Source organism: Rhodococcus sp. X156, assembly GCF_004006015.1.
GTDB lineage: Bacteria > Actinomycetota > Actinomycetes > Mycobacteriales > Mycobacteriaceae > X156.
Genome location: NZ_CP034766.1, coordinates 471,450 through 495,320 on the forward strand (window position 1 = coordinate 471,450; position 23,871 = coordinate 495,320).

Genomic DNA, 23,871 nt, shown 5'->3' on the forward strand with positions numbered 1-23,871 from the left:
GGTTGGTCGGACCGTTCGCGGTCCTGCGGACAACTGTGGACTTCCGGCGCCCGCTAGTCGATCAGCCAGGCGTCGACCTCGGTGCCCTCCGCCAGGTGCACGGCGTCCTCGGGCAGGTCGAGCAGGCAGTTCGACGTCGCCATCCAGCGCAGGAAGTGCGACGCCGGCGGACCCATCGCGTGCACGGTCCCGGTGGCCCGGTCGAGCACGCCCCGGCGGAACTGGCGCCTGCCGGCGGGGGAGTCCAGCGGCTCGCTCAGCCGCGCCCGGACCACGTGCCGGCCGGGCGGCAGCCCCATGGCGGACCGGATGGCCGGCCGCAGGAACACCTCGAAGGACACCAGCGAGCTCACCGGGTTGCCGGGCAGGGTCACCACCGGCACCCCGTCGAGGCGGCCAGCGCCCTGCGGCATGCCCGGCTGCATGGCCACCTTCACGAACTCCACGCCCTGGCCGGTGAGCGCGTCCTTGACCACCTCGTAGGCGCCGGCGCTCACGCCCCCGGAGGTGATCACCAGGTCCACCTCGGCCAGCCGCGGCTGCAGCGCCGCGTGGAAGGCGGTGACGTCGTCGGCGACGAAGTGCAGCTGCTCGGCATCGGCGCCGGCCGCGCGCACCGCGCTGGCCAGCATGATGCCGTTGGACTCGTGGATCTGGCCGTGCTGCAGCGGCTGCCCGGGCTCCACCAGCTCCGAACCGGTGGACAGCACCAGCACCCGCAGCGGCGGCACCACCGCGACGGTGGGCTCGCCGAGCGCGGCGACCAGGCCCAGCTGGGCCGAGCCGAGCACCACGCCTGCGGGCAGCGCCGTGTCGCCGGCGCGCACGTCCTCCCCGGCGGAGCGGACGTGCTTGCCCGGCTCCCGGCTCTCCCGGATGGTCACGGTGGTGGTGCCACCGTCGGTGGCCTCCACCTGCACCACCGCGTCGGCGCCCGCGGGCATCGGGGCGCCGGTCATGATGCGGTGAGCGGTGCCGGGGGCCAGCGGCGGGCCGTCCACCCGGCCGGCGGGCACGTCCTCGGCCACCGGCAGGACCACCGGGTGCTCGGCCCCGGCCCCGGCGACGTCCTCGGCGCGCACGGCGTAGCCGTCCATCGCGGAGTTGTCGAAGGCGGGCAGCGGCCGGGCCGCCACCAGGTCGGCGGCCAGCGCTCGGCCGGCCGCCTGCTCGAGCGGAACCTGCACCGGGGCGGGGCGGGTCAGCAGCCCGGCGACGACCTTCTGGTGTTCGGAGACGGTGCGCACGCCTGCCATCCTCCCCCTCCGGCCGGGTTGGGGCACTACGGGGCGTAACGGTGGATTGCGCAGTGCGCCACCGCAGGGGCGGGCACCGGGCTAGAGTCGGAGGCGTGCCCGGCCAAGAGACCACCGACCTCGTGGGTCGTCGCCTCGGGCACTACCGCGTGGACGGCGTGATCGGGCGGGGCGGGATGAGCACGATGTACCGCGCCACCGACGTCCGGCTGGGCCGCACCGTCGCGCTGAAGGTGATGGCCGAGGAGCTGGCCGGCGACGCGGAGTTCCGGGAGCGCTTCGTCGACGAGGCCCGCAACACCTCGGCGATCGACCACTCCCACATCGTCCCGCTGTACGACTTCGGCGACCTGGACGGCTCGCTGTTCCTGGCCATGCGCTACGTGGAGGGCCAGGACCTGGCCGCGGTGCTCGCCGGCGGTCCGCTGGCGCCGCGCCGCACGGTGAACCTGCTCAGCCAGGTGGCCGAGGCGCTGGACGTGCTGCACGCCCGCAAGCTGGTGCACCTGGACGTCAAGCCGGCCAACGTGCTGGTGACCAAGCGGGAGAGCGCGGGGCGCGAGCACGTCTACCTCGCCGACTTCGGCCTCACCCGCCGCGGCGCGGCCGGGCACCGCACCAGCAACGGCGACTTCCTCGGCTCACCCACCTACGCCGCGCCCGAGCACCTGCGCGGCGAGCACGTGGACGGCCGCACCGACGTGTACTCGCTGGCCTGCGTGCTGTTCGCCTGCCTCACCGGCAGCGCACCCTTCCGCGGGTCGGTGGACGAGGTGATCGCCGGGCACCTCTCCGGCGCGGTGCCCCCGGTCTCCGCCGAGGCGGTGCTGCCCCGCCAGCTCGACGAGGTGGTCTGGCGCGGGATGGCCGCCGAGCCGTCCGCGCGGCCGGACACCTGTGGCGAGCTGATGGTGCTGGCCCAGCAGGCGCTGGCGCACGTGGTGCAGCCGGAGTCCCCGCCCGCCCGTCGGGTGGTCGGTGCTGGGGCAGCCGCGCCGGCCCACCCGTCGGTCCCGCCGCGCGGCACCTCCGCACCGCAGGGCGCCGCGCAGCCGCCGGCGCACATCAGCACGCTGCGGCTGCGCGACCCCTCGCCCACCCGCGCCGGCTCGCCGCTGGTGGCCGAGCCGGTCACGGAGAAGCGGTGGGTGATCCCCAGCCTGGTCGCCGTGGCGCTGGCCGGGCTGGTGCTGCTGGTGATCGGGCTCGTGGCTCTCGCCACCTGACCCCAGCCCGCCCCCCTGACCGGCCCGCGCAACACCGCAAGTCGGTGTGGGCCACGTTGCAGTCGAGGGGCGAGAGTGCTAAACATGGGGCTGGCACTCGCGACACGTGAGTGCCAGGTCGGGACGGTGAGGCGTGGGCCCCGGTGAGCCCAGGTCGTCCGTCGCGGGCACCTCCTGGCCAGCAGCGTGTCACCCCCCAATCTGGAGGATCACTTCGCAATGGCCAAGATGATCGCGTTCGACGAAGAGGCCCGTCGCGGCCTCGAGCGGGGCATGAACGTCCTCGCTGACGCAGTAAAGGTGACGCTCGGCCCGAAGGGTCGCAACGTCGTGCTGGAGAAGAAGTGGGGCGCCCCCACCATCACCAACGACGGTGTCTCCATCGCCAAGGAGATCGAGCTCGAGGACCCCTGGGAGAAGATCGGGGCCGAGCTCGTCAAGGAGGTCGCCAAGAAGACTGACGACGTCGCCGGCGACGGCACCACCACCGCCACCGTCCTGGCCCAGGCCCTGGTTCGCGAGGGCCTGCGCAACGTCGCGGCCGGCGCCAACCCGATGGCCCTGAAGAAGGGCATCGAGAAGGCCGTCGAGGCCGTCACGGCCAAGCTCATGGAGACCGCCAAGGAGGTGGAGACCAAGGAGCAGATCGCTGCCACCGCGGGCATCTCCGCCGGCGACCCCGCCATCGGCGAGCTCATCGCCGAGGCGATGGACAAGGTCGGCAAGGAAGGTGTCATCACCGTCGAGGAGAGCAACACCTTCGGGCTCGAGCTCGAGCTCACCGAGGGCATGCGCTTCGACAAGGGCTACATCTCGCCCTACTTCGCCACCGACACCGAGCGGATGGAGTCGTCCCTGGACGACCCGTACATCCTGCTCATGAGCTCCAAGATCTCCACCGTCAAGGACCTGCTGCCGCTGCTGGAAAAGGTCATGCAGTCGGGCAAGTCCCTGGCGATCATCGCCGAGGACGTCGAGGGCGAGGCCCTGGCGACCCTGGTGGTCAACAAGATCCGTGGCACCTTCAAGTCGGTCGCCGTCAAGGCCCCCGGCTTCGGTGACCGTCGCAAGGCGATGCTGGCCGACATGGCCATCCTCACCGGCGGCGAGGTCATCAGCGAGGAGGTCGGCCTCAAGCTCGAGACCGCCGACATCTCCCTGCTGGGCCGCGCCCGCAAGGTCGTCGTCACCAAGGACGAGACCACCATCGTCGAGGGCGCTGGCGACCCGGACGCGATCGCCGGTCGGGTCAACCAGATCCGCGCCGAGATCGAGAACTCCGACTCCGACTACGACCGCGAGAAGCTGCAGGAGCGCCTGGCCAAGCTGGCCGGTGGTGTCGCGGTGATCAAGGCCGGTGCCGCCACCGAGGTTGAGCTCAAGGAGCGCAAGCACCGCATCGAGGACGCCGTGCGCAACGCCAAGGCGGCCGTCGAGGAGGGCATCGTCGCCGGTGGTGGCGTGGCCCTGGCCCAGGCCGGTACCGCGTTCGACTCCCTCAAGCTCGAGGGTGACGAGGCCACCGGTGCCAACATCGTGCGCGTCGCGCTCGAGGCCCCGCTCAAGCAGATCGCCGTCAACGCCGGCCTCGAGGGTGGCGTCGTCGCGGAGAAGGTCCGCAACCTGCAGACCGGTCACGGCCTGAACGCGGCCACCGGCGAGTACGTCGACATGCTGCAGGCCGGCATCAACGACCCGGTGAAGGTCACCCGCTCTGCCCTGCAGAACGCGGCCTCCATCGCGGCCCTGTTCCTCACCACCGAGGCTGTCGTCGCCGACAAGCCCGAGAAGGCCGGCGCTGCGCCGGCCGGTGGCGGAGACATGGGCATGGGCGGCATGGACTTCTGAGTCCTGCGGCTCTGGGTCCTGCCACCTGCTAGACCCCGCACCACAACCGCCAGGGGCGGTCCCGCACCACGCGGGACCGCCCCTGGCGGCGTGTGTGGACCCTGTCCTGGGCCGGCTGCTCTAGAGGACGTTCGGGTCCTCGGCCAGCGGCACGCCCAGCTGGTCGGCGGCGGCCTCGAGCACGTCCATCACGGCCTGGGTGTCGCGCAGCGGCATCACGTCGCTCTCGGTGCGGCCCTCCTGCAGGCAGCGGGTCACCTCGGCCAGCTCGTGGGCGTAGCCGGTGCCGCGCTGCGGCAGGGTGATGGTGGCCGGCTCGGCGTGGTTGCGGTGCAGCACGATGGTCTGCGGGTGGTGGAAGCGCGGCAGCACGTCGATCCAGCCCTTGGTGCCGTACACCCGGGCGTCGCCGGGCAGCGCGCAGCGCAGCGAGCACGCCAGGGCGGCGCTGCGGCCGTCGTCGTAGCCCAGCAGCAGCCCCGCCTCGGCGTCCACGCCGGTGGGAAAGAGCGAGCCCACCGCGCTGACCCGGTCCGGGTCGCCCAGCACCATCTGCGCGAACGACACCGGGTACACGCCCAGGTCCAGCAGCGACCCGCCACCCTGCGCCGGGTCGTAGAGCCGGTCGGTGGGGTCGTAGCGGCGCTGCACGCCCAGCTCGGCCGACACCGAGCGGACCTCACCGATGGCGCCGTCCTCGACCAGGTCGCGCAGCCGTACCACGGCCGGCTGGAAGCGCGTCCACATCGCCTCCATGGCGAACACCCCGCGGCGGTGCGCCTCGGCGATCACCTCGGCCGTGCCCTCGGCGGTGGCGGTGAACGACTTCTCCACCAGCACCGCCTTGCCCGCCCGCAGGGCCCCGAGGGCCACGGCGTGGTGCTGCGGGTGCGGGGTGGCGATGTAGACCACGTCCACCTCGTCGTCGGCCAGCAGCTCGGCGTAGGAGCCGTGTGCGCGCTCCAGGTCGTGGCGCTCGGCGAAGGCCTGGGCCCGCTCCAGGGAGCGGGAGCCCACCGCCACCGGCCGCGCGCCGGGGACCAGGGCGAAGTCGTGCATGACGTTCTCCGCGATCCGGCCGGGGCCGACGACTCCCCACCGGATCTCGCGGGCTCTGGGGGGCGTCCGGGTCACAGGTTGCCGATGACGTCGACGACGCCGGCGTGGCCGTCCGCCAGGCGGTAGGTGATGCCGACGATGGCCACCTTGCCCTCCTCGACGGCCTTGTTGAGCACGGTGGAGCGCTCGGGCAGGCGGTGCATGGTCTGCAGCACGTGCTCGCCGACGATGTCGTCCACCTCGGTGAGGTCCTTGCGCTCGGCGGACATCACCGAGGGCACGATGCGCTCCACCAGGTCGCGGATGTAGCCCACCGGCATCTCGCCGGTGTTGTAGGAGTTCGACGCCGCGGTGACCGCGCCGCAGTTGTCGTGGCCGAGCACCACCAGCAGCGGGATGCCCAGCGGGGTGACGCCGTACTCCAGGGTGCCCAGCACCGACTCGTCGATGACGTGGCCGGCGGTGCGCACCACGAACATGTCACCCAGGCCGACGTCGAAGATGATCTCCGCGGCCAGGCGGGAGTCGCTGCAGCCGAAGACCATGGCGAACGGAGCCTGGTTGTGGGCGAGGGACTCCCGGCGGGTGGCGTCCTGGTGCGGGTGCGAGGGCGCTCCGTCGACGAAGCGCTTGTTGCCGGCGAGCAGCGCCGCCCAGGCCTCTGCGGGGGTGCTCGGGCGGCCAGTGGTGGGCGGCTCCGTGGCCGGGGTGGTGGAGGTGGGGTTGGCGGCGGTGGCGTCCGAGGAAGTCATGGAGCAGAGGTTACGACCTCGGTCAGCAGGGCGGCCGAGCCGAGACCCCGCAACAGCTCGGCCAGGCGGTGCTCGTCCAGTCCCTTGCCTGCGTACGGCGTGGAGTTGAGCAGCCCGAACACCGCCTGCACCCGGGCGCGGGCCACCGGCTCGTCCAGCTGGGGCAGCACCAGCACCAGCTGGCCCACCCACACCTCGGTGTAGGCGCGCTGCAGCCGGCGCACCCGGGCGCGGTCGTCGTCGGAGGTCGACGCCAGGTCGCGATCCTGCACCCGGATGAGGTCGGGCTCGGTGAGCGCGAAGTCCACGTGCCCGGCGATGAGCGCGGCGATGGCGGCCGCGGGCGTGGCTGCGGCCTCGACCCGCCGGCGGCCGTTGTCCAGCAGGCGCTCGCTGACGCTGACCAGCATCGCGCCGAGCACCGCCTGCTTGCTGGTGAAGTGCCGGTAGACGGCCGGACCGCTGACCCCTGCGGCAGCGCCGAGGTCGTTGATGCTCACCCCGTGGAAGCCGCGCTCGGCCATCAGCCCGGCGGCCACCTGCAGCAGCTGGTCGCGGCGGGGGGTGCTCATGGGCGGCATCGTAGTCCACCGGTGTTAGCGGACGTTAACATCGGGCTGTTAACACCTGCTAACGTGTGGCCTGTGACACACCCGGCCCCGGTCCTGTCCACCCGCGCTGACCCCACCAGCCCCCAGGGGCAGGCCAACGCGGCGGCCATGGCGGCGCAGGTGGCCGACCTGCGGGCCCGGGTCGCCGCCGCGGCGCTGGGCGGCTCGGAGCGCTCCCGGCAGCGCCACGTGGCGCGCGGCAAGCTGCTCCCGCGCCAACGGGTGGACACCCTGCTCGACCGGGGCAGCCCGTTCCTGGAGCTCTCCGCCCTGGCCGCGCACGGCATGTACGACGACGCGGCGCCCGGCGCCGGGATCATCACCGGCGTCGGCCGGGTGAGCGGGCGCGAGTGCGTGGTGGTGGCCAACGACGCCACCGTCAAGGGCGGCACCTACTACCCGATGACGGTGAAGAAGCACCTGCGCGCCCAGGAGGTGGCGCTGCACAACAACCTGCCGTGCCTGTACCTGGTGGACTCCGGCGGCGCCTTCCTGCCCCACCAGGACGAGGTGTTCCCCGACCGCGAGCACTTCGGGCGGATCTTCTTCAACCAGGCCACCATGAGCGCCCGCGGCATCGCCCAGGTGGCCGCGGTGCTCGGCTCGTGCACCGCCGGTGGCGCCTACGTGCCGGCGATGAGCGACGAGGCGGTGATCGTCCGCGACCAGGGCACCATCTTCCTGGCCGGACCACCTCTGGTGAAGGCGGCCACCGGCGAGGTGGTCACCGCGGAGGACCTCGGTGGCGGGGCGCTGCACGCCCGGGTCTCCGGCGTGGTGGACCACCTGGCCGACGACGACACCCACGCCCTGCAGGTAGTCCGCTCCATCGTGGCCACCCTCGGCCCGCGCGAGCCGGTGCCGTGGGACGTGCGCGAGCCCGAGCCGCCGCGCCACGACCCCGCGGAGATCCCCGCGGTGGTCCCCGCCGACGCCCGCACCCCCTACGACGTGCGCGAGGTGATCGCCCGCGTGGTGGACGGCAGCCGGTTCCACGAGTTCAAGGCGGACTACGGGACCACCCTGGTCACCGGCTTCGCGCACGTGCACGGCCACCCGGTGGGCGTGGTGGCCAACAACGGCGTGCTCTTCAGCGAGTCCGCCCTCAAGGGCGCGCACTTCGTCGAGCTCTGCGACCAGCGCAAGATCCCGCTGGTGTTCCTGCAGAACATCACCGGCTTCATGGTGGGGCGGGAGTACGAGGCGGGCGGCATCGCCAAGCACGGCGCCAAGATGGTCACCGCGGTGGCCTGTGCCCGGGTCCCCAAGCTCACCGTGGTGATCGGCGGGTCGTTCGGCGCCGGCAACTACTCGATGTGCGGGCGGGCGTACTCGCCGCGCTTCCTGTGGATGTGGCCCAACGCCCGCATCTCGGTGATGGGCGGCGACCAGGCCGCGGCGGTGCTGGCCACGGTGCGCGGCGAGCCCGATGACGCAGCCGACAGCACCGCAGCCGACAGCACCGCAGCCGACAACGCCGCCGCCGACGCCGCGGTGCGCGCGCAGTACGAGCACCAGGGCCACCCCTACTACTCCACCGCACGGCTGTGGGACGACGGCGTCATCGATCCCGCCGACACCCGCACCGTGCTCGGCCTCGCCCTGGGAGCCGCGGCCAACGCCCCGCTGGAGCCCGTCCGCAACGGCGTCTTCCGGATGTGAGCGCCATGTTCAGCACCGTCCTGGTGGCCAACCGCGGGGAGATCGCCGTCCGCGTCATCCGCACCCTGCGCGAGCTCGGCATCACCGCGGTGGCCGTGTGCTCCGACGCGGACACCACCGCTCGGCACGTGCGCGAGGCCGACGTCGCCGTCCGGCTCGGGCCCGCCCCCGCGCACCAGAGCTACCTCGACGGCGACCGCGTGCTGGCGGCCGCGCGCGCCACCGGGGCGCAGGCCATCCACCCCGGCTACGGCTTCCTGGCCGAGAACGCCGCCTTCGCCCAGGCGTGCGCGGACGCCGGCGTCGTGTTCATCGGCCCACCCCCGTCGGCCATCGAGGTGATGGGCGACAAGATCCGCGCCAAGCGCGCCGTCAGCGCCGCCGGAGTGCCCGTGGTGCCCGGCCGCAACCAGCCGGGCATGAGCGACGCCGACCTGCTCGCCGCCGCCGAGGAGGTCGGCTATCCGGTGCTGGTGAAGCCCTCCGCCGGCGGGGGCGGCAAGGGCATGCGCCTGGTGCGCGCCGCCGCCGCCCTGCCCGAGGCGCTGGTCAGCGCCCGCCGAGAGGCCGCCGCCAGCTTCGGGGACGACACGCTGTTCCTGGAGCGCTTCGTGACGGCGCCGCGGCACGTGGAGGTGCAGGTGCTGGCCGACACCCACGGCGGTGTCATCCACCTGGGCGAGCGGGAGTGCAGCCTGCAGCGGCGGCACCAGAAGATCGTCGAGGAGGCGCCGTCGCCGCTGCTGGACGCCGCCACCCGGGCCCGCATCGGGGAGGCGGCCTGCGAGACGGCGCGGGCCTGCGGCTACACCGGGGCGGGCACGGTGGAGTTCATCGTCAGCGCCGAGGCGCCCGAGACGTTCTTCTTCCTGGAGATGAACACCCGCCTGCAGGTGGAGCACCCCGTCACCGAGCTGGTCACCGGCATCGACCTGGTGGCCCAGCAGCTGGCCGTGGCCGCGGGGAAGAAGCTGGCCCTGAGCCAGGACGACGTGGTGCTCACCGGACACGCCGTGGAGGCTCGCGTCTACGCCGAGGACCCCGCCCGGGACTTCCTCCCCACCGGCGGCACCGTGCTGCTGCTGCGCGAGCCGACCGGCGCTGGTGTCCGGGTGGACTCCGGGCTGCGCGTGGGGACGGTGGTGGGCAGCACCTACGACCCCATGCTGGCCAAGGTGGTGGCCCACGGCCCGGACCGGGCCACCGCGCTGGCCCGGCTGGGCGCTGCGCTGGGGCGCACCACGGTGCTGGGGGTGCCCACCAACCTCGGCTTCCTCCGGGAGCTGCTGGCCCACCCGGACGTGCGGGCCGGACGGCTGGACACCGGGCTGGTGGAGCGCGAGCTGGCCACCCTGGTGCACGAGGAGGTCCCCGCGGCAGTGCCCATCGGGTTCGCCCTGCACGCGCTGGCCCAGCCGCCACCGCCCGACCCGTGGGCGGCGCGCACGGGGTGGCGGATCGGGGCGCCCGCACCGCTGGTGTGGCAGACCACGGCGGGGGAGGTGTCGCTGCTCGGCGACCAGGCGCGGGTGGACGGCGGCGAGGCGGTGACCGCTGCGGCGGTGCTCGACGGCGACGAGCTGGTGCTCACCATGGACGGGCGCACCGAGCGCTGGCTGTGCGCCCGCGACGGTGCCAGGCTGTGGCTGGGCCGCGGCGGGTCGGCGTGGCCGGTGGCCGAGCTGGCCGTCGACCGGGTCCGCGCCGCCGCAGCCGGGGACGCCGAGCTGCGCAGCCCCATGCCCGGCGCGGTGATCGCGGTGCACGTGGCGCAGGGGGAGCAGGTGGCGGCCGGGGCGGCGCTGCTGGTGGTGGAGGCGATGAAGATGGAGCACACGATCCGCGCTCCGCACGCGGGCACGGTCACCACGCTGGCGGTGCGGGCCGGCCAGCAGGTGGCCGTGGAGGAGCACCTGGCCACGGTGGAGGGGGACCCGGATGCCTGAGCAGGCAACGGCGCCGCTGGCCGGGCTGCCGGGGCGAGTGAGCATCTACGAGGTGGGTGCCCGCGACGGGCTGCAGAACGAGAGCGCCCTGGTGCCGGTGGCGGTGAAGGCCGACTTCGTGCGCCGGCTGCTCGCCGCCGGGCTGACCGCGGTGGAGACCACCAGCCTGGTGCGCCCGGAGTGGGTGCCGCAGCTGGCCGACGCCGAGGAGCTGCTGGCCGAGCTCGGTCCCACCCCGGCGGGGCTGCGGATGCCGGCGCTGGTGCCCAACCGCCGCGGGCTGGACCGGGCGCTGGCTGCCGGGGTGCGCGAGATCGCCGTGTTCGCCTCGGCCACCGAGACCTTCGCGCGCAAGAACCTCAACCGGGGGCTGGCGGAGTCCCTGGACGTGTTCGAGCCGGTGGTCACCGCGGCGCGCGCGGCCGGCCTGGCCGTGCGCGGCTACGTGTCCATGTGCTTCGGCGACCCCTGGGAGGGCGCCGTCGACCCGGCGCAGGTGGCCCGGGTGGTGCACGCGCTGTGGGACATGGGGGCGCAGGAGATCTCCCTGGGCGACACCATCGGCGTGGCCACCCCGGGGCAGGTGGTGGCGGTGCTGGAGGAGCTGCCGGTGCCGCGCGAGGCCGTCGCCGTGCACTTCCACGACACCTACGGCCAGGCGCTGGCCAACACCCTGGTGGCGCTGCAGCACGGGGTGACCACTGTGGACTCCAGCGCGGGCGGTCTGGGTGGCTGCCCGTACGCCAAGTCCGCCACCGGCAACCTCGCCACCGAGGACCTGGTGTGGCAGCTGCACGGGCTGGGCATCGAGACCGGCGTCGACCTGGCGGCGCTGGTGGCCACCAGCACCTGGATGGCCACCCAGCTGGGCCGACCCAGCCCGTCCCGGGTGGTCACCGCGCTCGCCAGCTCCGCCACCGCCGAGGAGGCCTAGATGCTCGACACCCAGCTCACCGACGAGCAGCAGCAGCTGCGCAAGACCGTGGCGGCCTTCGCCCGCGAGGTGGTGGCCCCGGTGTCGGCCCGGCACGACGCCGAGCACAGCTTCCCCTACGAGGTGGTGGCCCAGATGGGGGAGATGGGCCTGTTCGGGCTGCCCTTCCCCGAGTCCTGCGGCGGCATGGGCGGGGACTACTTCACGCTCTGCCTGGCGCTGGAGGAGCTGGGCCGGGTGGACCAGAGCGTGGCCATCACCCTGGAGGCGGGCTGCTCGCTGGGTGCCATGCCGATCTTCCGCTTCGGCACCGAGGAGCAGAGGCAGCAGTGGCTGCCGCAGCTGTGCGCCGGGCAGGCCCTCGGTGCGTTCGGGCTCACCGAGCCGGGTGCGGGCAGCGACGCCGGCGGCACCCGCACCACCGCCCGGCTGGACAGCGGCCAGTGGGTGATCAACGGCAGCAAGGCCTTCATCACCAACTCCGGCACCGCCATCACCCGAGTGGTCACCGTCACCGCGGTGACCGGCGAGCGCGCGGGTGGGGGCAAGGAGATCAGCACGATCCTGGTGCCGGTGCCCACCGCCGGCTTCACCGCGGAGAAGGCCTACGACAAGGTGGGCTGGAACGCCTCCGACACCCACCCGTTGACGCTGGACGACGTGCGGGTGCCCGAGGAGAACCTGCTGGGCGAGCGCGGTCGCGGCTACGCCAACTTCCTGCGGATCCTGGACGAGGGGCGCATCGCCATCGCCGCGCTGGCGGTGGGCGCCGCGCAGGGCTGCGTGGACGAGAGCGTGCGCCACGCCCGGGAGCGGGAGGCCTTCGGCCGGCCGATCGCGGCCAACCAGGCCATCGCCTTCAAGATCGCCCGGATGGAGGCCCGCGCGCACGCCGCCCGCACCGCCTACTACGACGCCGCCGCCCGGATGCTGGCCGGGCGGCCGTTCAAGAAGGAGGCGGCCGTCGCCAAGCTGGTGGCCGGCGAGGCGGCGATGGACAACGCCCGCGACGCCACCCAGGTGCACGGCGGGTACGGCTTCATGAACGACTACCTCGTCGCCCGGCACTACCGCGACTCCAAGATCCTGGAGATCGGCGAGGGCACCACCGAGGTGCAGCTGATGCTCATCGCCCGCGAGCTCGGGCTCTAGCGTCAGACGCGGTCGTCCACGGTGAACTTGGTCAGCGTGGGAGCCCCGGCCAGCAGCGGTCCCAGCTCGGTGATCGCGCCCGGCCCGGCCCGGAACTCGCGGTAGGCGGCGTCCGCCTCGGCCGACGCCCACTGCTCGCTCACCAGCCAGTGCGCCTCGTTGGACTCGTCCACCAGCACCTCCACGCCCAGGCAGCCCTCGAACGCCCGGGTGTCGGTGAGCACCTGGTGGAACAGCTCGCGGGCCTGCTCCACCGACTCGGGCTTGAACAGCAGGTCCAGGTGCGCGGTGATGGCCATGGTGGCTCCTCGGGTTGCGGGGTGGCTGGGTTGTGGTCTGGGTCTCAAGTTGTATCAGGCACCATGGGCGCGTGAGCGTCGTGGGAGTGCTGCTGGCCGCCGGAGCCGGCACCCGGTACGGCAGCCCCAAGGCGCTGGCGCACGACGGGTCCTGGCTGCGCGGGGCGGTGACGGCGCTGCGTGCCGGCGGTTGCGACCAGGTGGTGGTGGTGCTGGGCGCGGCGGCAGAGCAGGCCCGTGCCCTGGTGCCCGAGGGTGTCGAGGTGGTGGTGGCCGCGGACTGGCAGAGCGGGATGGCGGCGTCGCTGCGGGCGGGGCTGCGGGCGGCGCGCGAGCGCGACGCCGGTGCGGCGCTGGTGCAGCTGGTGGACACCCCGGACGTGGGCGCGGACGTGGTGGCGCGGGTGCTGGGGGTGGCCGCCGGTTCGCTGGACACCGCGCTGGCGCGGGCGAGCTTCCACGGTGCGCCGCGGCACCCGGTGCTGTTCGGGCGCCACCACCTCGGTGCGGTGATCGACACCGCCACCGGCGACGCGGGTGCGCGGGACTTCCTGCGCGGGCGCCCCGACGTGGTGCTGGTGGAGTGCGGTGACCTGGCCACCGGGGCCGACCACGACACTCCGGAGCCAGCCTGACTGGTCCGCCGGCGCGCGGCAGCTGGCTGGCCAACAGCAGGTTCCCCCGTCGCACGGAAGGGGGAACCTGCTGCGTCCGTCGGAGTGCTACTGCGGCCAGACCTCGGAGATCGAGATGCCGTTGCCCGCGACGTGGTCACCGTCGTGGTCCGGCTCCATCGTGCAGATGAAGCCCCAGCCGTCAGGGTCGGTGGCCTCGCAGCACGGGGTGGCGTCGGTGCGGTTCGGACGGGGGTCAGGGTCGTGGACCCGGTGGTGAGCAGACATGCAGGCTCCTCGGAGAAGACGCCCGGCGAGAGCTGTTACCCGCCGACGAGAGCGTCTTGGTCTCCGTCAGCCCGGCGCACCCGCCACCAGCTGAGCTCCTCATGAGTCACCGCGTCATTGTGGCATCGAGGCGAGACGGAAACACCCCTCGTCCTCCAGGCAGTGCGCCGCGACGTCAGCTGAGGAACTGCTGCAGCAGCGTGGTGCACTCCTGGGGTCGCTGCTCCACCAGGAAGTGCCCGGCGTCCACCGCCTGGCCACGCACGTCAGAGCCGTACCCGCGCCACACGGCGAGCGGGTCGTAGAGCTCGGCCACCGCGCCGCGTGCGCCCCACAGCGCGAGCAGCGGCTGGGTGAGCAGCCGGTCGGCGTCGGCGCGGTCGTGGGCGGCGTCGATGGACAGCGCCGCCCGGTAGTCCTCGCACCAGCCGCGCACGGTGCCCGGGTCCCGGGCGCAGCGCTCGTACTCCGCCAGCGCCTCGGCGTCGTAGTCGTCCAGGCTCCCGCCCAGCGCCCCGAGGTTGGCGTGCAGGAAGAACACCGGGTCGCCGCCGATCAGGGTCTCCGGCAGCGGCTCGGGCCGGCTCAGGAAGAACCAGTGGTAGTAGCGCTGGGCGAGGGTGAGGTCGGCGGTGGCCAGCACGTGCACGGTGGGCACGATGTCCAGCACCGCCAGCCGCTCCACCCGCTCGGGGTGGTCCAGCGCCATCCGGTGGGTCACCCGCGCGCCGCGGTCGTGGCCCACCACGGCGAAGCGGTCGTGGCCCAGCGCCCGCATCACCGCCACCTGGTCGGCGGCCATCGCCCGGAAGCTGTGCGCGGCGTGGTCGTCGCTCGCGGCGGGCTTGCTGGAGCTGCCGTAGCCGCGCAGGTCGGGCACCACCACGGTGTGCTCGCGGGCGAGCGCCGGTGCCACCTGGTGCCACATCGCCGAGGTCTGCGGGAAGCCGTGCAGCAGCAGCACCGGCGGGCCCGACCCGGCGTGGCGGACGGCGATGGTGGCGTCGCCGGTGTCGAGGTGGTCGGTGGCGAAGTCAGGAAACAGCACCGGCTGATCCTGCCCGCTGGCTGAGCTCGTGGCCGAACGGAACCCGTCTAGGGTGCGAGGGTGGACATCACCTCTCCCGTTGACCTCGCCGCCGCCCTGCGCGACGTCGGATACCTGCCGGACGAGGGCATCGCCACCGCGGCGTTCCTGGCGCTGAAGATGCAGCGCCCGCTGTTCTGCGAGGGCGAGCCGGGCACCGGCAAGACGGCGCTGGCCATGGCACTGGCCCGGGCGCTGGACGTGCCGCTGGTGCGGCTGCAGTGCCACGAGGGCATCGACGCCAGCCAGGCCCTCTACGACTGGGACTTCCCCCGCCAGCTGCTGCACCTGCGGGCGCTGGAGAGCGGTGGCGGACCGGTGGACGACACCGAGCTGTACTCCGAGCGCTTCCTCATCGCCCGCCCGCTGCTGCAGGCGCTGCGGCAGGCGCCGTGCGTGCTGCTGGTGGACGAGATCGACCGCGCCGACGACGAGTTCGAGGCGTTCCTGCTGGAGGTGCTGGCCGAGAACAAGGTGAGCATCCCCGAGCTGGGCGAGATCCGCGCTGAGGTGCCGCCGCTGGTGGTGCTCACCTCCAACCGCACCCGCGAGGTGCACGACGCGCTCAAGCGGCGCTGCCTCTACCACTGGCTGGAGCACCCCGACCTCGAGCGGGAGGTGGCCATCGTGCACGAGCACCTCCCGGAGGCGCCGGAGACGCTGGTCAGCCAGGTCGCCCAGGCCAGCCGCACCCTGCGCACCCTGGACCTGCTCAAGCCGCCCGGAGTGGCCGAGACCCTGGACTGGACCGCCGCGCTCACCGCGCTCGGCCGCACCTCCCTGGACGTGCAGAGCGCTGCCGCCACGCTGGGCGCGGTGCTGAAGTACCGGGAGGACAACGACAAGGTGATCAAGTCCGGCCTCGACGCCCTGCTGTTCGGGTGAGCGGTGCCGCCATGACCGCTTCCCAGGCAGCGCCGGCCCCGCGCCAGACGTCCGAGCAGCCGGCCCAGCCGGTGCTGGGGCTGCTGGGCTTCGTGCGGGTGCTGCGTGCGGCGGGGGTGGCCGCCGACGCCGGTCGCGGACTGGCGTTCGTCGCCGCCGTCTCCGAGCTCAGCGCCGCCAGCCCCGACCAGGTCTACTGGGCCGGGCGCATCACCCTGTGCTCGCAGCCCGACGACCTGCCCCGCTACGACGCCGCGTTCCTGGCCTGGTTCGGCGCCACCACCGCCCGCTCGGCGACCAGCGAGGAGCTGGTCTCGCTGCCCAGCGTCAGCGCTTCCCTCACCGGCCCCCACCCGCAGACGGGTGCGGACACCGAGGAGGCCGAGCAGCTGAGCACCGCGGCCAGTGCCGAGGAGCGGCTGCGGCACAAGGACTTCAGCGAGCTGAGCGCCGCCGAGCGCGAGCACCTGCGCAGCCTGCTCACGGCCCTGCGCTACCGCCCGGCCACCCGGCGGGCGGTGCGCCGGCGTCCGGCCCGCCGCGGGAGTGTCGATCCCCGCGCCACCGTGCGCTCCATGCTGCAGGCCGGGGGCGAGGTGGCGCGGCCGTTGATGCACCGCCGCAGCCGTCGACCGCGCCGGCTGGTGCTGCTGGTGGACGTCTCCGGCTCCATGACGCCCTACGCCGACGCCCTGCTCCGCTTCGCGCACGTGCTCACCACGGCCGCGCCGGCCACGGTGGAGACCTTCACCCTGGGCACCCGCCTCACCCGGCTCACCCGCGCGCTGCGCCACCGCGACGCGGAGGTGGCCCTGCGCCTGTCCGCGGCCGCGGTGCCCGACTACGCAGGCGGCACCCGGCTGGGGGAGACCCTCAAGGTCTTCACCGACCGCTGGGGGCAGCGGGGGATGGCTCGTGGCGCGGTGGTGGTGGTGTTCAGCGACGGCTGGGAGCGCGGCGGCGCTGAGCTGCTGGGCGAGCAGGTGGGCCGCCTCGCCCGGCTGTCGCGCGCGGTGGTGTGGGTCAACCCGCACGTGGGTCGAGCAGGGTACGAGCCCGTGCAGTCGGGCATCGTGGCGGCGCTGCCGCACCTGCACGAGCTGGTGTCCGGACACTCGCTGGAAGCCCTGGACGAGCTGTTGGAGGTGGTGGCAGGTGCGTGACGTGCTGGACGAGGCCGAGCACTGGTGGCGGCGGGGCGAGCCCATCGCGCTGGCCACCGTGGTGGGCACCTGGAAGTCCTCGCCGCGGCAGGCCGGGGCGTCGATGATGCTCGGCGGCGACGGCGCCGTGGTGGGCAGCGTCTCCGGCGGCTGCGTGGAGGGTGCGGTGTACGAGCTGGCCCAGCAGGTGGTGGCCGACGGGGTGCCGCAGCTGCAGCGCTACGGCGTCTCCGACGACGACGCGTTCACCGTGGGCCTCACCTGCGGCGGCATCCTGGACGTCTTCGTGGAGCGCATCGACCCCACCAGCTTCCCCGAGCTGGGTGAGGTGGCCGAGGCGATCCGCGCCGGGGTCCCGGTGGCGGTGGCCACCACCACCCGGCACCCCGACCCCGCGCGGGTGGGGCAGCGGCTGGTGCTGTTCGCCGACTCCACCAGCGGCACCCTGGGCTCGGCGCGCAGCGACGCCGCCGTCACCGACGACGGCCGCGGCCTGCTGGCGGCCGGGCGCAACGCGATCCTGGAGTACGGCCCGGACGGGGAGCGGCTGGGCGACGGCATGGAGGTGTTTGTCTCCTCCTACGCCCCGCGCGCCCGGATGCTGGTCTTCGGCGCCATCGACTTCGCCGCCGCCGCCGCGAAGATCGGGGCCTTCCTCGGCTACCGGGTGACCGTGTGCGACGCCCGTGCGGTGTTCGCCACCCCACAGCGGTTCCCGGACGCCGACGAGGTGGTGGTGGAGTGGCCGCACCGCTACCTGCGGGCCGAGCGCGACGCCGGACGCCTGGACGGGCGCACGGTGCTGGCGGTGCTCACCCACGACCCCAAGTTCGACGTGCCGCTGCTGGAGCTGGCGCTGGGCGACGAGGACTGGAAGGTGCGCCCGGCCTACGTGGGGGCGATGGGGTCACGGCGCACCCACGACGACCGCGAGGCGCGGCTGCGCGAGCGGGGGGTGACCGACGCCCAGCTGGCCCGGCTGCACAGCCCGATCGGGCTGAACCTGGGTGCCCGCACGCCCGAGGAGACCGCGGTGTCCATCGCCGCGGAGATCATCGCCGCGCGCTGGGGCGGCGACGGGGTGCCGCTGACGCGGACCGACGGTGCCATCCACCGGCCCGGCTGAGGCGCCTCGGGAAGTAATCGGGCGTCGTCACGGTTGGTAACTGTGCACCCGGGGAGTCACCCGGGAGAGCTGTGCTCGAGGAAAGGCTGATCGCTGTGACCGTCCCACTCTCCATCCTGGACCTTGCCCACATCGGTGAGGGCGAGACCGTGCGCGAGAGCTTTGACCGCAGCGTGGCGCTGGCGCAGCGCGCGGAGCAGCTGGGCTACCGCCGCGTCTGGTACGCCGAGCACCACAACATGGGCACCATCGCCTCCTCCGCCACCGCCGTGCTCATCGCGCACGTGGCCGCCAACACCGAGCGCATCCGGCTGGGCGCGGGCGGCGTGATGCTGCCCAACCACGCACCGCTGACCATCGCCGAGCAGTTCGGCACCCTGGAGACGCTGCACCCCGGGCGCATCGACCTCGGGCTGGGCCGCGCGCCGGGCAGCGACCAGCAGACCATGCGCGCCATGCGGCGCGACCCCGCGTCGGCGGAGAGCTTCCCGCAGGACGTGCAGGAGCTGCAGGGCTACCTGGGGGAGGAGTCGCTGATCCCCGGCGTCAACGCCACCCCCGGCCGCGGCACCCACGTCCCGCTCTACATCCTGGGGTCCTCGCTGTTCGGCGCCCGGCTGGCCGCGGCGCTGGGCCTGCCCTACGCCTTCGCCTCGCACTTCGCCCCTGGCGCCCTGCAGGACGCGGTGACCATCTACCGGCGTGAGTTCCGCCCGTCGGCGCAGCTGTCCGAGCCCTACGTCATCGCCGGGGTGAACATCGTGGTGGCCGACACCACCGAGGAGGCCGAGCTGCAGCTGCTCGCTGCCCGGCGGGCCCGGGTGTCGCTGCTGCTGGGCCGTGGGCGCACCTTCACCGACGAGGAGGCCGACATGATCCTGGAGGCCCCCGCCGGCCAGCAGATCCGGCAGATGACGCACTACTCCGCGGTCGGCACCCCCGCCGAGGCGCGGGAGTACCTGGACAAGTTCGCCGTCCACGCCCAGGCCGACGAGCTGATCGTGGCCTCGGCCAACGACCGCAACAGCTGGCTGCGCTCCTACGAGCTGCTCGCCGAGGTCAGCGACATGGGTGTTCCCGCGTGAGCCTGCGGAGCTGCGCGGCGTGAGCCCTGGCAGACTGCGGCCGTGACACAGGCGGCCTCGGCGCAGGAGGAGGACGAGCCCGCCCAGCCCGCGGAACCGGCGGCACTGCCCTACTGGGCGCCGTCGTGGCTGCGTGGCCGGGCGCGTCCCACCCGGATGCGTCCCGACCACGTGGTGCGCCAGTTCATCCGCTTCGCGCTGGTGGGCGGGTCCAGCAACATCGTCTACGCCGGCACCTTCACCGCGCTGGCGGCCTGGGGCTACCTGGTGGCCAACGTGGTCGGCGTGGTGCTCAGCACCGCCCTGGCCAACGAGCTGCACCGCCGGCTCACCTTCAACGCCGCCGAGCGGGTGAGCTGGTGGTCGGCGCAGTGGGAGGGTGGTGCGCTCGGGCTCATCGGGCTGGTGATGAGCTCGCTCACCCTCGGGGTGCTGCACGTGTGGTTCCCCGGGGCGGCACCGCTCACCCAGGTGCTGCTGGTCATCGCGGTCAGCGCGGTGGTCGGGGTGCTGCGCTTCGTGGCGCTGCGCGGCTGGGTGTTCACCCCCCGCCGCCAGGGCGTCGACGCCTGACGCTGACCGGCGCGCGGTTCACGAACTGGAAACAGCATGGACGCGAGGACGGAACGCCGCCCGTGTTGCATGACTCCTGACTCGCCCGCAGGGGCGAGGCGCACCTAGGGTTCCGCCGGCTCGCCGGGACTGGACCGAGGGGTGCAGCGTCGGCCGAGCGGCCGGCGTCCACGGCGGGACAAAAGCCCGGGAGACCTTCAGACGGCGTGCTCTGCCTGCGCCCACCCTGAGCCTCCGCAGGAGCAGTCATGTCCTTGGCCCCCTCTTTTCGCTGCGCCCGCAACACCGGTGGTGCCTCGTGAGCACCCCGGCCTTCACCGAGATTCCTGAGGTCGACGTCTCGGGGTTGTTCAGCGACGACCCTGCCGACCAGGCTGCGGTTGCCGCCCAGCTGGGTGCGGCCGCGCGCGACGTCGGCTTCCTCTACGTCACCGGCACCGGTCTCGACCCCGCGCTCTACGACGACCTGGTCGCCGCCGCCCAGCGGTTCTTCGACCAGCCCGACGAGCGCAAGATGAGTGTCTACATCGGACGGTCGAGCAACCACCGCGGTTACGTGCCGGTCGGCGAGGAGGTGCTGGGCGGGCAGAGTCGCGACCTGAAGGAGGCTTACGACCTCTCCCTGGACCTGCCCGCCGATCACCCCGCGGTGGCCGTCGGACCCGGGCTGCTCGGACCCAACCAGTGGCCGGACCTGCCGGGCTTTCGGGAGCAGGTCGGGGCGTACTACGACGCGGCCATGGCGCTGGGCCGAGTGCTGCTGCGCGGCTTTGCCATGGCGCTGGGCGAGGACCCGGCGCTGTTCGACAGCCACGTCACCACCCCTCCCAGCCAGCTGAGGCTGATCCACTACCCCTACGAACCCGACGCCCACGACGTGCACGGCATCGGTGCCCACACCGACTACGAGTGCTTCACCCTGCTGCGCTCCACCGCCCCCGGGCTGGAGGTGCTCAACGGCGACGGGGTGTGGATCGACGCCCCGCCCCGTCCGGACGCCTACGTGGTGAACGTCGGGGACCTGCTGGAGGTGTGGACCAACGGCCAGCTGGTGGCCACCACCCACCGGGTGCGCAAGGTGGCCGAGGAGCGCTGGTCGTTCCCGCTGTTCTTCAACGTCGACTACGACACCGTGGTGGCCCCGCTGCCGCAGTTCCTCGCCGAGGGCCAGGAACCGGGCCCGGGCGTCGTCGCCGGCGACCACCTGCTGGCGCAGACCGCACAGACCTTCACCTACCTGCAGCAGCGGATGGCCCGCGGCGAGCTGGTGCTGCCCGACGGCGCCCTGGGCCGGGGCACCTTCGGCCAGGGTGCGCGGCAGGAACAGGCCTCGTGAGCGCGCTGCAGTGGGCCGAGCAGGCGTGGCCGGAGCTGCAGGGCCTGGGCGCGCGTCCCGACGGCGGTCACGACGTGGGCCTGGTTCCCGTCGGCGCCGTCGAGCAGCACGGTCCGCACCTGCCCACCGGCACCGACACCCTCGTCGCCGCCGCGGTGTGCGAGGCGGCGGCGGCACGGTGCGGGGCGATCGTGCTGCCGCCCATCCCGGTGGGCTGCAGCTACGGCCACGGCACGGTGCTGCCGGGAACGCTGTCGGTGAGCCCGGAGCTGCTGGCCCAGGTGGTGCGCTCCTACGCCGAGTGGGCCGCAGCATCGGGGTTGCGCCGGTTGCTGTTCGTCAACGCGCACATGGGCAACGCCGCCGCGCTGGGTATCGCCACCGACCACCTGAGGCTGTTCCGCCCCGACCTGCGGGTGGGTTTCCTGGACTGGTGGGACGCCGATCCCACCGTCCGGGCCGAGCTGACCAGCGACGGGGAGGACATCCATGCCAACCGGGGCGAGACCGCCATGGTGATGGCCGTCGCGCCGCACCTGGTGCACCTCGACCGCTGTGCCGACGGCGACGACCCGGACCGCACCGCTGACCTGGTCTTCCGCTACACCGCACCGGCGCTGTCCACCAACGGAGTCACCGGACGGCCCTCCGAGGCCACCGCCCAGCTCGGTCACTCCCTGCTCGACCGGGTCGCCGACGCCATCGCCGACCGCGTCACCCGAGGCCGCACCGAGGAGCCACCGCTCGGTCCCGCCCCCACCCCGACCTTCACTGCCTGCTGACCAAGGAGACCCTGATGGACACCACGCACGGGATCAACCCTGCCCACACCCAGCTCGCTGCCGAGCTGGCCGCCGACGGCGTCAAGTACGCCGTGGGTGGCTGGATCGACGTGCACGGGCGCAGCAAGTCCAAGGTCGTGCCGATCGACCACCTGCCCAACCTGCTGGCCGGCTCCGAGCGCTACACCCCACGCGGCATCAGCGGTCTCGGCACGATGACCCCCAACGAGGACGAGTCGGTGGCCATGCCCGACCCGGCGACGCTGCGGGTGCTGCCCTGGGACCGCAGCATCGCGTGGATGGCCGCCGACCTGCTCTTCGACGGAGACCAGCCCTTCGTGCACTGCCCTCGTTCCATCCTCAAGCGCCAGGTCGCTGCCGCAGCGGACGCGGGTTTCGCCATGAACCTCGGAGTGGAGACGGAGTTCTTCGCCTTCGACCCGGCCTCGCTGGAGCGCGCCGACGGCTACCTGCTGCCGACGGCGCGCAGCGGCTCCATGCGGCCCACCCCGGCCTACGACCTGGAGCCGACGCTGGACGCGATGCCGTTCCTGGACGCCATGGTCTCGGCCATGCAGGAGTCCGACTTCGGTGTCTACAGCTTCGACCACGAGGGTGGCGACGCTCAGTTCGAGTTCGACTTCGACTACGCCCCGGCGCTGGTGATGGCCGACCGCATCTCCTTCTTCCGGCTGATGGCCCGCCAGGTGGCCAAGCAGCACGGCCTGCTGGCCACCTTCATGCCCAAGCCCTACACCGAGTCCTGGGGCAGCGGCCACCACTTCAACATGAGCCTGGAGGACGTGGGCACGGGGGAGAACCTGATGCGCGACGCCGGTGACGTGCGCGGCAAGGGCTGGAGCAAGATCGCCTACTGCTTCACCGCGGGGATCATGAAGCACGCCGGCGCGCTGTCGGCCATCACCACGCCCACGGTGAACTCCTACAAGCGGCTCAACCCGCGGCTGGCCGACGGCAGCGCCTCGTGGGCGCCGGTGTACTCCGCCTACGGCGAGCAGAACCGCTCCTGCATGCTGCGGCTGCCCAAGAACCGGCCCGCGGTGGAGAACCGGGTGGTGGACTCCGCGGCCAACACCTACCTGGCGGCGGCGTTCCTGCTCGCCGCCGGCCTGGACGGCATCGCCAAGGGCATGGACCCGGGCGAGCCGGTGGACAGCGCCCTCACCGACGGCCGCCAGCAGCTGGGCACCAACAGCACCCGGCTGCCGCGCACCCTGCTGGAGGCGACGGAGGCGTTCGAGCGCGACGAGCTGGTGCACGAGGTGTTCCCCGGCGGGTTCGTCGAGGACTACGTGAACATGAAGCACGCCGAGTGGGACGAGTACCACGCCCAGGTCACTCCCTGGGAGCGCGACCGCTACCTGCTGGGGCTGTGAGGTGGCTCCCGTAGCGGTGGTCACCGGTGCCAGCCGCGGACTGGGCCGGGGCATCGCGGAGTCCCTCGCCGACGCCGGCCACCACCTGGTGCTCGGCTACTGCTCGGACGCCGCCGGCGCGGAGGCCACCGCGCAGGCGGTGCGGTTGTGCGGGGTGCGGGCGGTGACCGTGGCCGGCGACGTCCGCGAGGCCGCCACCGCCGCCGCCCTGGTGGCCGCCGCTGCCGAGCTCGGCGACCTGGCGGTGTGGGTGAACAACGCGGGGGTGTCGCTGCTGGCACCGGTGCAGGACACCCCCGCCGCTGAGCTGGAGCGGATGCTCGCGGTGAACGTGCTGGGCACGCTGCACGGCATCCAGGCGGCCACCCCGGTGCTGGTGGCACGCGGGTCCGGCCGGATCGTCAACCTGGCCAGCGACCTCGGCGTGCAGGGTGGAGCCCTGCTGGGCGCCTACGCCGCCAGCAAGTTCGCCGTCGTCGGGCTCACCCAGTCCACCGCGCTGGAGCTGGCCGCCACCGGGGTCACGGTCAACGCGGTGTGCCCCGGCACCTGCGAGACCGACATGGTCGACGCCGAGTGGCACAGCCAGGCCGTGCACACCGGCGCCAGCCCCGACACCGTCCGCGCCGGGTACCTGGCCGCCATCCCGGCCGGCCGCTTCTGCACCCCCGCCGACGTGGGTGCCGCCGTCAGCTACCTCGCCAGCCCCGCGGCCGGCTACGTCACCGGCCAGTCCCTCTGCGTCAACGGCGGATCCGTCCTGCACTAGCCCCGTCCTGCACCAGCCCAG

The 23,871-nt window shown here is 73.3% G+C and carries 23 protein-coding genes and 1 riboswitch; of the genes, 16 read left to right on the forward strand and 7 right to left on the reverse strand.

The genetic code is table 11. From position 1 onward, the window contains the following. Positions 1–53: 53 nt before the first annotated feature. Positions 54–1,247: a gephyrin-like molybdotransferase Glp gene (gene glp, locus ELX43_RS02275; RefSeq protein ID WP_164860555.1), complete on the reverse strand. Its 1,194-nt coding sequence runs from the start codon at positions 1,245–1,247 to the stop codon at positions 54–56. A gap of 104 nt (positions 1,248–1,351) precedes the next feature. On the opposite strand from glp, the gene ELX43_RS02280 reads away from it, so the two are divergent. Both ELX43_RS02280 and groL read left to right on the forward strand, forming a co-directional pair. Continuing rightward, positions 1,352–2,482, forward strand: coding sequence for a serine/threonine-protein kinase (locus tag ELX43_RS02280; RefSeq protein ID WP_206518076.1), 1,131 nt, complete (start codon positions 1,352–1,354; stop codon positions 2,480–2,482). Positions 2,483–2,701: 219 nt separating this feature from the next. Next, positions 2,702–4,330: a chaperonin GroEL gene (gene groL / locus ELX43_RS02285; protein WP_127781954.1), complete on the forward strand. Its 1,629-nt coding sequence runs from the start codon at positions 2,702–2,704 to the stop codon at positions 4,328–4,330. Between the two features lie 120 nt (positions 4,331–4,450). Here groL and ELX43_RS02290 read toward each other — a convergent pair whose 3' ends face one another. The 3 genes from ELX43_RS02290 to ELX43_RS02300 are packed head-to-tail and all read right to left on the reverse strand — an operon-like array spanning position 4,451 to position 6,713. Continuing rightward, the gene (locus ELX43_RS02290) at positions 4,451–5,464 is read right to left on the reverse strand and encodes a Gfo/Idh/MocA family oxidoreductase (protein WP_277601713.1); all 1,014 of its coding nucleotides are present in this window, start codon (positions 5,462–5,464) and stop codon (positions 4,451–4,453) included. Beyond that, complete coding sequence (locus ELX43_RS02295; protein ID WP_127781956.1) at positions 5,461–6,141, reverse strand: carbonic anhydrase; 681 nt, start codon at positions 6,139–6,141, stop codon at positions 5,461–5,463. The genes ELX43_RS02290 and ELX43_RS02295 overlap by 4 nt, the downstream gene beginning before the upstream one ends. Then, positions 6,138–6,713: a TetR/AcrR family transcriptional regulator gene (locus ELX43_RS02300; protein ID WP_206518077.1), complete on the reverse strand. Its 576-nt coding sequence runs from the start codon at positions 6,711–6,713 to the stop codon at positions 6,138–6,140. Before ELX43_RS02300 ends, ELX43_RS02295 begins: the two co-directional genes overlap by 4 nt. Positions 6,714–6,860: 147 nt before the next feature. Here ELX43_RS02300 and ELX43_RS02305 point away from each other — a divergent pair, with 147 nt between their 5' ends. From ELX43_RS02305 to ELX43_RS02320, 4 genes are read left to right on the forward strand one after another with little or no spacing between them, the layout of a single operon-like run. After that, positions 6,861–8,414 (forward strand): carboxyl transferase domain-containing protein, encoded by a 1,554-nt coding sequence (locus ELX43_RS02305; RefSeq protein ID WP_127784605.1) that lies wholly within the window; start codon positions 6,861–6,863, stop codon positions 8,412–8,414. 5 nt (positions 8,415–8,419) lie between these two features. Next, positions 8,420–10,360, forward strand: coding sequence for a biotin carboxylase N-terminal domain-containing protein (locus ELX43_RS02310; RefSeq protein WP_206518078.1), 1,941 nt, complete (start codon positions 8,420–8,422; stop codon positions 10,358–10,360). Beyond that, positions 10,353–11,294 (forward strand): hydroxymethylglutaryl-CoA lyase, encoded by a 942-nt coding sequence (locus ELX43_RS02315; RefSeq protein WP_127781959.1) that lies wholly within the window; start codon positions 10,353–10,355, stop codon positions 11,292–11,294. The genes ELX43_RS02310 and ELX43_RS02315 overlap by 8 nt, the downstream gene beginning before the upstream one ends. Then, positions 11,295–12,446, forward strand: coding sequence for an acyl-CoA dehydrogenase family protein (locus ELX43_RS02320; RefSeq protein WP_127781960.1), 1,152 nt, complete (start codon positions 11,295–11,297; stop codon positions 12,444–12,446). Positions 12,447–12,448: 2 nt separating this feature from the next. Here the strand turns inward: ELX43_RS02320 and ELX43_RS02325 are convergent, their stop codons facing one another. Continuing rightward, entirely contained in the window at positions 12,449–12,745 is a 297-nt protein-coding gene (locus ELX43_RS02325) for an antibiotic biosynthesis monooxygenase (RefSeq protein WP_127781961.1), read from the reverse strand. A 71-nt stretch (positions 12,746–12,816) separates the two neighbouring features. Here ELX43_RS02325 and ELX43_RS02330 point away from each other — a divergent pair, with 71 nt between their 5' ends. After that, positions 12,817–13,380 carry a nucleotidyltransferase family protein gene (locus ELX43_RS02330; RefSeq protein WP_127781962.1) on the forward strand — a complete coding sequence of 188 codons (564 nt, stop codon included), beginning with the start codon at positions 12,817–12,819 and terminating at the stop codon, positions 13,378–13,380. Positions 13,381–13,467: 87 nt separating this feature from the next. Here the strand turns inward: ELX43_RS02330 and ELX43_RS02335 are convergent, their stop codons facing one another. Together ELX43_RS02335 and ELX43_RS02340 are read right to left on the reverse strand one after the other, a co-directional pair. Continuing rightward, positions 13,468–13,647, reverse strand: coding sequence for a hypothetical protein (locus ELX43_RS02335; RefSeq protein ID WP_127781963.1), 180 nt, complete (start codon positions 13,645–13,647; stop codon positions 13,468–13,470). Between the two features lie 175 nt (positions 13,648–13,822). Then, complete coding sequence (locus ELX43_RS02340) at positions 13,823–14,695, reverse strand: alpha/beta hydrolase (RefSeq protein WP_206518079.1); 873 nt, start codon at positions 14,693–14,695, stop codon at positions 13,823–13,825. A 60-nt stretch (positions 14,696–14,755) separates the two neighbouring features. On the opposite strand from ELX43_RS02340, the gene ELX43_RS02345 reads away from it, so the two are divergent. The 9 genes from ELX43_RS02345 to ELX43_RS02385 all read left to right on the forward strand — a co-directional run bounded on the left by ELX43_RS02345 (position 14,756) and on the right by ELX43_RS02385 (position 23,850). After that, a complete protein-coding gene (locus ELX43_RS02345) occupies positions 14,756–15,619 on the forward strand; it encodes a MoxR family ATPase (protein WP_206518080.1) in 864 nt (287 codons plus the stop codon). 11 nt (positions 15,620–15,630) lie between these two features. After that, positions 15,631–16,782: a VWA domain-containing protein gene (locus ELX43_RS02350; RefSeq protein ID WP_127781964.1), complete on the forward strand. Its 1,152-nt coding sequence runs from the start codon at positions 15,631–15,633 to the stop codon at positions 16,780–16,782. Then, a complete protein-coding gene (locus ELX43_RS02355) occupies positions 16,775–17,908 on the forward strand; it encodes an XdhC family protein (protein WP_127781965.1) in 1,134 nt (377 codons plus the stop codon). Before ELX43_RS02350 ends, ELX43_RS02355 begins: the two co-directional genes overlap by 8 nt. A gap of 95 nt (positions 17,909–18,003) precedes the next feature. Beyond that, entirely contained in the window at positions 18,004–18,993 is a 990-nt protein-coding gene (locus ELX43_RS02360; protein ID WP_127781966.1) for an LLM class flavin-dependent oxidoreductase, read from the forward strand. Between the two features lie 156 nt (positions 18,994–19,149). Then, a complete protein-coding gene (locus tag ELX43_RS02365) occupies positions 19,150–19,566 on the forward strand; it encodes a GtrA family protein (protein WP_127784608.1) in 417 nt (138 codons plus the stop codon). A gap of 93 nt (positions 19,567–19,659) precedes the next feature. Beyond that, positions 19,660–19,761: riboswitch (guanidine-I (ykkC/yxkD leader) on the forward strand. 103 nt (positions 19,762–19,864) lie between these two features. Beyond that, entirely contained in the window at positions 19,865–20,902 is a 1,038-nt protein-coding gene (locus ELX43_RS02370) for a 2-oxoglutarate and iron-dependent oxygenase domain-containing protein (protein ID WP_127781967.1), read from the forward strand. Further along, on the forward strand, positions 20,899–21,684 hold the full coding sequence (locus tag ELX43_RS02375; RefSeq protein ID WP_206518081.1) for a creatininase family protein: 786 nt from the start codon (positions 20,899–20,901) through the stop codon (positions 21,682–21,684). Before ELX43_RS02370 ends, ELX43_RS02375 begins: the two co-directional genes overlap by 4 nt. A 14-nt stretch (positions 21,685–21,698) precedes the next feature. Further along, complete coding sequence (locus tag ELX43_RS02380; protein WP_127781968.1) at positions 21,699–23,081, forward strand: glutamate--ammonia ligase; 1,383 nt, start codon at positions 21,699–21,701, stop codon at positions 23,079–23,081. Position 23,082: 1 nt separating this feature from the next. After that, positions 23,083–23,850, forward strand: coding sequence for an SDR family NAD(P)-dependent oxidoreductase (locus tag ELX43_RS02385; protein ID WP_127781969.1), 768 nt, complete (start codon positions 23,083–23,085; stop codon positions 23,848–23,850). Positions 23,851–23,871: the final 21 nt, after the last annotated feature.